We start from the raw sequence: 7,286 nt of genomic DNA, 5'->3' as shown, positions 1-7,286 counted from the left end.
GAAATTAAAAAATAAATAAGAAAATAAAAAGAATTAAAAAAATAAACAAGCCCAAATTAAAAATAAATAAAACTTTATTTGAAATTAAGGTCTTGGCATAGCTATGATTTCATGAAAACGCATATCAAATACATTTGTCATGTTAGCTGGAGTCATAATAACTGCAGTATCAACACCAGAGCCAGTTCCGCCAATAGCTATAATTTCCTCACCTACAGGGATTAAACCAGCGTCTGCAAGCATTATGCTGATTTCTGCACAGACTTTAAACCCTTGACAAACTGTTCTATAGACTGCAGCAATGATCTCAACAGGAGTTACACCGCCAAATTTTTTAGAGATGCTTTTTCCAACACCGCTTAAAGCATGGGACCCGAAGAAGGTTACAATTCCCTCTTCCTCAAGTTTGGATTTCATCTCATCAGACATTTGAGCCTTGTTAGCTTCCTTAAATCCTACATGGTGGGAACAGTTTACAATAGTGACATCCAACTCTTTTAAAGCTTCATTTAATTTTAAAGCACTTGCACCAGTAGATGATGCAATAGCCACATATTTAATTCCAGTAGCCTCAACAGCCTCTTTTACAAGAGAAATAAGTTCATCAGTATTTTCAGAACCAGGATTTTCAAAATAAGTAATTGTTTTTTCCATAAACTCACCTAGATTTAAATTAAATTAAAAATTATAATTAAAAATTAAAATAAATTATTTAAAATTAATTTAAAAATTACATTTAAAAATTACATTTAAAAATTAAAATAAAAATTAAGCATAATTAACAAATTATTATATATTCATTAAAATATAAATATTTAAATATTGATTAAGAGAAATTGAATTAAAAAGGCCAGAATATGAGTTCCAATTACACTTATCACGAAGGAAAAACAGAAGAGGGAAAAACTTACAAATATGTTGAAATAGACGGATATAAAGTTATTCCTATCGAAACACACTATATAAAACCTAATGAAAGCATAGACTTTATGATTGATAATGTATGTGAACTTGCATCAGAATATGATTATCTGGTCATTGCAGAAACACCAATTTCAGTTTCACAGGGAAGACTGGTTGATGAAGCGGATTATACACCATCACTTAAGGCCAAGTTTTTAGCCACCTACTGGAGCAAATACTTTTGGGGTTATGTATTAGGACCTCTTCTTGGAATAAAGGAAAGAACCATTAAAAACCTCAGACGATTGCCTGAAGAATCCAAAAGACATAAGGAACTCATTCTTGATTTATACGGTTGGAAACATGCTTTAAAACCTGCTTCAGAGGCAGGAGTTGACTTAAGCAATGCCCCTGGAACCTATGTATCACTTCTTCCGGAAAATCCGGGAAAAGTTGCAGAGGAAATTACAGAATCTATCAAAGAGAAAACTGGAAAAATCATTACAACATTGATTATAGACACCGATGCAACATATAAAAAAGGAAATAAATACTTTACAGGACTACCAATTGCAATTGATGGAATTTCAGCCAACAATGGAGTGTTTGGATATGCATTTGGACAATTGTGCGAAAATGTAGGATCTACACCATTAGGATGCTCAAGAGAAATCACAGTTGAAGAAGGAATAAAAATAGCCAATATTGCAGAGGATTATCAAAGATCCCTATCAACAGCAATGGCAACAATCCATAGTGTAAAAGAAGTTTTAGGTTCTGATGAAGCTGAAGTAAGTGTTGAATCCTTAGATTCAATTATTCATACCCCTGCAGTATTAATTAGAGAAATAAAATAAGAAATCTGTTTTAAATAAAAAAATAGAATAATAGAAAGAATAACAAATCTGTTTTAAATAAAAAAAATAGGCAAATAGCAATCAGATTTAAAAATAGAAAAATAAGAATAGATAAAAGATAAAAAAAGAAAAATAAAAATAACTAAAAGATAAAAAATAGAAAAATAAAAATAGCTAAAAGATAAAAAAAGAAAAATTTTAGTTAAAAACTAAAAGAATAAAATAAAAAAAGAAATTAATTAAAGATTATTCTGAAATCAATTCTTCAAAGAACTCAATTTCATCTTTTAAATCGTCAATTTTTTCTTGATTGTCTTCAAATTCTAATTCTGCTTCACATTCAGGACAAATAAACTCAATACTTGAAGCGTCCTCAAAATCAAGACGATAATGGCCAAAAGGACAAAGGAAGAACATATTGTTTTCTTCATAATCCAAAACTTCATTTAAATGTTTTAACTCTTCTTTTCCCCTTTTAATTTTTAATTTTTGAAGTTCATCTTTTTTAAATTCCCAATCATAAGTATACCATTGGGTTTCTTTGTCTTTATCTCTTTTATAACTGGCTAATCCTAAATCATAAAGTTTATAAAGAACTTTTCTAACGATGTTTAACTTAATGGAAGTTTTTTCAGCAATTTCCTCATCCGTTCCAATTCCATCCATAAGACATTGAACTACATCTAAATTTTCTTCATCTTCAACTATTTCTAATAATAAATTTTGAACAATAGGATCGTTTAACATAATCGATGCTTCCCCGAATAAATGATAAAATAAAAATAAATAAAAAAAATAAAAAATTAAGAATCAAAAATCTAAAACAAAAATCATATATCAAACAGCAATATGACTATAAGATTTATAATAATATTTATATGTTTTTGATATATTATAAACTTATGTTTTTTAAAGGGTCATCTTATTTATTTACTGAATCACATAAATTAAAAATTGAACAAAATGAAAAAAAGCTAAGTCTAAAACCATTATAAAAATAAAAATAGTAATTAAAAATTAAAAAAGAGATTAAACCAGTTAAAAAAAATAAAAAAAGCAAGAAATGAATAAAAATTAAAAAAAAAATTAAAAAAGAGATTAAACAAGTTAAAAAAAATAAAAAAAGCAAGAAATGAATAAAAAATTAATAAAACTTAAAAATAAATGAAAATTACTAACTTAATAAATTAAATTATAAAATTGAAACTTTCATAACCCCATCAATATTAATAAATTCATTTAAAAGACTTCCAGGAATAGGACTTTCTGTAATAATTGTTAAAACTGGATTTCCTTCCAATTGGGTGTCTCCTGCATAAGCTTGACGAATATCAATATTATGCTTACTCATGGTCCAAGCTACAGAAGCCAATATTCCCTCACTTTTTTCTCCTGCCTCTATTTCAATTACGCCTAAACCAAGGTTTTTTGCAATATTCTTCAATAAGGTTCCAGCAGGAAGAATATTTGAGAAAACTTCATATAATTCTTCATCTTGAACAATAACATTCACAGTTGATTTGATTACTCTGCGATCCACATTTGCAGCTGCAGCCAATGCGGAATCACTAATTTTTAAATTACCACAATAAATTTTATTATCTTCACCAATCCTTAAACCTAACTCAAACATCTTTTGAGCTACAGTCATTCTTGCAGGATATTTGCTAAATTTTGAGTTTAAACTTTCCCACATATAGAACCACCTATATTGTTCTTAATACTATATTGTATTTTAAAGTATATAAATGTATATCAATACACAAAAATATACAATAGAATACAAATATTTCTAATTATTTAATAACTTAGTTAATAGATTTAAAATTAACCGTTTTATTAAAAAATAGAAGTTAATGGAAAATGAATGAAAATAAATTAAAAATTAGCCTTTAATTAAAAAGAGAAACTTGGAATAATAAAATAGCCAAAAAATCTAAAAAAATCATGAATAAAAAAATGAAAGTAAAAAATACCTAAAATTGACTAAAAAGAGTTAAAAATTAATAAAATTAGTAAAATAAGTAGGCTAGCTGGGATTCGAACCCAGGACCTCACGGTTATCAGCCGTGCGCGCTGACCAGGCTGTGCCACTAGCCTATAAAAAACAAATAATTCTGAAAACTAAGAAAAAGTACAAGTATAATTTTCAGATATTATAAATTATGAATTACATAGTATATAAATCTTTCGGACATCCATAAAAAATAAAAATAAACTAATATCATAAATCGTAGAAAAGATCAATGACAAAAGATTATTTTTTTTTTAAGCTTAAAACTTAGTTATCCTTATTGAGCATCTCATTAAGAGCATCAGCCATAACGTGACCTTCAATAATAAGTTTAACCTTATCGATTCCTTCAACTTTTAAAGCTTCAGCTTTTGCTTGAGCAGCAATACGAGTTACACTCATACAACCAGGGTTTGTAGGTCTAATTACCAATTCAGCAGTGGAACCATCGATTCCAATAGATTGAACAATACCCATTTCAACAATACTTACACCCATGTGAGGGTCATTTACAACAGAAACTGCATCTTTAACAGCAATTGCTAATTCTTCAGCCATTTTATCTCCTCAAAATGTTTTTTTAAATAAAATTTTTATTAAGTTAATATAACTAAATATAAAGAAATAATCATTAAAAATCAATTTTACATTAAATTAAAAAATTTAAATAATCTAAGGAATTTCATATTTCTTTTTAGAGTTAATAATATAACTATTGTTTTAATTATATTTATAGATTATCCAACAAAATTAGAAAGTAATACTATAAAAAAATAAGTTAATAATCATTAAACTTAAAAAGAGTTTTTAAAAAAATAAATAAAGAAATAAATAAGAAAATAAATAAAGAAATAAGAGAATAATTTATAAAAATAAAAAATAAAGATTCAATTTCTAAAAAAAAGAAAAAATAAAAACTGAAAAAAAGAATAAATAAAAAAAATAAAAAATAAAGACTAAACGCTTTTAAAAGAAAAATTAAATTTAATTTTTCTTCCTATGCCTTATTTTTACACCAATACCATTTCTGGACTCAATCATCTCACGACCGGTCAAAACAGCCCTTCCAACTGCTACAACCTCATCGTCCTTGACTACAACGACCTCATCCTTAGGTATAATATTGGAATCAGCATTAACGATTCCCGGCGCAAACAATGAATTTGTCTTTAAATCAAAGTCAATTTCAACAACATGAATACCTAATTCAGCCAATCTCCTTCCGCCTTCAAGGTTAAGGGTGTATAAACCAATGTCCCTATTCAATAGAGCCAATTGCTTACCATCAGAATAGATATTTCTGTGATATCTTCCCTTTGCAACAACATCATCACTTATCATTGCTTCAGCGCCTTCACCAAACTGATATTTTGCAATGGATCTAAGCTCATTCAAGACCCTGTCTCGACGTTTGGTTTTAGGATACTTCTTTAACTCTTCCCTTAAGTTATAAATGGAATCAGGAGAGGTTGGCCTGTCATCATGACAAACATAAACACAATTGTCAAGATATTCACGACAAACTTCCTCATAACCGCCATGGACATTTGCAATAACCGGTTTGTCTCCAACATAATCCCTTAACAATTCTCCAGCTAAACGGATTTCATCATCATTCCAGTCTCCAGAGACTGCAACATCATAAGATTGAATAGGAAATGTATTTTCCATTTCCCTTGGACAAATTCCAAATGGAGAAGTTACAATGACTTCCTGATAACCTTTAGTAGCTCTTTTAAAACGTTGATGAGATTGTGAGTTGGAATATGGCTTTTTCATACTGCATGGAAGGGCAACAACCACATCTCCGATCGGTTTCATCATAGCCATACGTTCTCTCCAACGAACTACTTCAGGCCTGTATAAAGATTCATCACTTGAACAAATAACTTTCATTCTTTGCCTCTTGAATTAAATTAATTAAATTAAATAAACTAAATAAAAATTTTAAATAAATCAATTTTGAATAAATCAATTTTAATAATCAATTTTGAATAAATCAATTTCAAATGATTCAAATAAATCAATTTCAAATAAATCAATTTTGAATAAATTAATTTTAAATGATTTAAATAAATTGCTAAAATTAATTTTTTATAAAAATAAGTTTCAATTTAATATTTTAAATTACATTAATAAATACTTTACATTAATAAAAATTAAAGGGATAATGAAAATGAAATAAAATTGAATTAAAATAAAAATAAAATCTAATGAAATAATTAAACAAAAAAAGGAGTATTTAAACAAGAAAAATAAGTAAAAATCTTAAAAATAATTAAATTACTCAAATCTTCCTACTAATTCCTCATGAATGACTTTAATCTCTTCAATTGAAGGATGGTCTTCCCCCAATTTCCTCTTCCATTTATTTATGGTAAATTCAACATCCACTTCATCAGCACCATTATAAAGATTGTCTGAATGGGAAACTATCTTTTCCTCCAATGTTTGAGGAGTATAATCTTTTATAGGCAATCCTAACTCTTTAGCATCCTCCTCAGAGAGCCCTGTGCCAATATGGCGTTCCACAATATTAACAATTTCTTCACAATAATCCAATTCTCTAAGCATCTCTGCTCCCAAAACAGCATGCTCAATGGAATTTGTCTTGGATCTGCCAATATCATGCAATAAAGCTCCCTTTTCAATGATTTCAACATTGACATCATCGAAATTATAGGCTATTTCAAGAGCTTTCTTACAGACCCCCTTTGAATGTTCAATTACCCATTCCGGACATCCAACATCCTTTAACAATTTAATTTCCTCATCCATTAAAACCACAAAACAATAAATAAGACTATAAAAGTAAAATTTATAAAACAATTAGATTTAAAAATAGAAAAAAGTAAAATAATTTATCAAAAAGTAAAATAAATCAGAATAAATAGAAATAAATCAAAGTAAATAGAAATGAATAGAAATAAATAGAAATAAATAGAAATAAAATTAATAGAAACTATTAAACATAAGAAAAAGAACCATACAATAAAAGCATCAAAATTAATTTAATTAAGTAAAAAATACTTAATAGCTAATTAAATAATAAAAGAAGAATTATCTTAAAAATAATAAAAATATTATAATCCTTCTCTAATTATTTTAAAAATAATAAAATAATTATAATCCTTCTCTAAATCTAGCTTCACGTTCCCTATCTTCTTGATCTAAAACTTCCAATAATTCATCCCAAGATTCTAATGATTCTTTAGCTGCTTCTTCAGACAATTTTTCAATAGCATATCCTGCATGGATAAGCACATAATCTCCAATTTCAGCATCTGGAAGAAGATCTAATTTTGCGTTTTGTCTAACTCCTCCAAAATCAGCAGCACAAATATTAGATTCTGTATCAATTTCTACAATTTTTGCTGGTGCAGCAATACACATAACATCATTCTCCTTTAATTTTATAAAAATAAAATTCCATTAAAAAAATAAAGTGAAACAATATCACTTTTAATATTAGATCGGAAGAGCGTCGTGTAGGGAAAGAGTGTAGATCTCGG

At 27.5% G+C, this 7,286-nt stretch carries 8 protein-coding genes and 1 tRNA gene; 1 reads left to right on the top strand and 8 read right to left on the bottom strand.

The genetic code is table 11. The features are described 5' to 3' along the window. Positions 1-84: 84 nt before the first annotated feature. Positions 85-654 (bottom strand): pyruvate kinase alpha/beta domain-containing protein, encoded by a 570-nt coding sequence (locus Q0138_RS02930; protein WP_297980691.1) that lies wholly within the window; start codon positions 652-654, stop codon positions 85-87. 203 nt (positions 655-857) lie between these two features. On the opposite strand from Q0138_RS02930, the gene Q0138_RS02925 reads away from it, so the two are divergent. Beyond that, positions 858-1,760, top strand: a complete 903-nt coding sequence (locus tag Q0138_RS02925) for a coenzyme F420-0:L-glutamate ligase (protein ID WP_297980687.1) — start codon at positions 858-860, stop codon at positions 1,758-1,760. A gap of 246 nt (positions 1,761-2,006) precedes the next feature. Here Q0138_RS02925 and tfe read toward each other — a convergent pair whose 3' ends face one another. The 7 genes from tfe to Q0138_RS02890 all read right to left on the bottom strand — a co-directional run bounded on the left by tfe (position 2,007) and on the right by Q0138_RS02890 (position 7,167). Then, positions 2,007-2,507, bottom strand: a complete 501-nt coding sequence (tfe, locus tag Q0138_RS02920; protein WP_297980684.1) for a transcription factor E — start codon at positions 2,505-2,507, stop codon at positions 2,007-2,009. A 445-nt stretch (positions 2,508-2,952) separates the two neighbouring features. Then, positions 2,953-3,456 (bottom strand): amino acid-binding protein, encoded by a 504-nt coding sequence (locus Q0138_RS02915; RefSeq protein WP_297980681.1) that lies wholly within the window; start codon positions 3,454-3,456, stop codon positions 2,953-2,955. 329 nt (positions 3,457-3,785) lie between these two features. After that, positions 3,786-3,860 (bottom strand) — tRNA-Ile (locus tag Q0138_RS02910). Positions 3,861-4,041: 181 nt separating this feature from the next. Continuing rightward, entirely contained in the window at positions 4,042-4,332 is a 291-nt protein-coding gene (locus Q0138_RS02905) for an iron-sulfur cluster assembly protein (RefSeq protein ID WP_297980678.1), read from the bottom strand. A 426-nt stretch (positions 4,333-4,758) separates the two neighbouring features. Further along, on the bottom strand, positions 4,759-5,670 hold the full coding sequence (locus tag Q0138_RS02900) for a DUF5591 domain-containing protein (protein ID WP_297980676.1): 912 nt from the start codon (positions 5,668-5,670) through the stop codon (positions 4,759-4,761). Between the two features lie 387 nt (positions 5,671-6,057). Next, positions 6,058-6,552, bottom strand: coding sequence for a TIGR00295 family protein (locus Q0138_RS02895; RefSeq protein ID WP_297980673.1), 495 nt, complete (start codon positions 6,550-6,552; stop codon positions 6,058-6,060). A 345-nt stretch (positions 6,553-6,897) separates the two neighbouring features. Further along, positions 6,898-7,167 (bottom strand): HypC/HybG/HupF family hydrogenase formation chaperone, encoded by a 270-nt coding sequence (locus Q0138_RS02890; protein WP_297980671.1) that lies wholly within the window; start codon positions 7,165-7,167, stop codon positions 6,898-6,900. Positions 7,168-7,286: the final 119 nt, after the last annotated feature.

Source organism: uncultured Methanobrevibacter sp. (assembly GCF_937906425.1).
GTDB lineage: Archaea > Methanobacteriota > Methanobacteria > Methanobacteriales > Methanobacteriaceae > Methanobrevibacter.
Note: the sequence above shows the minus strand (reverse complement) of the source record. Positions and strands in the feature narration are given on the sequence as shown.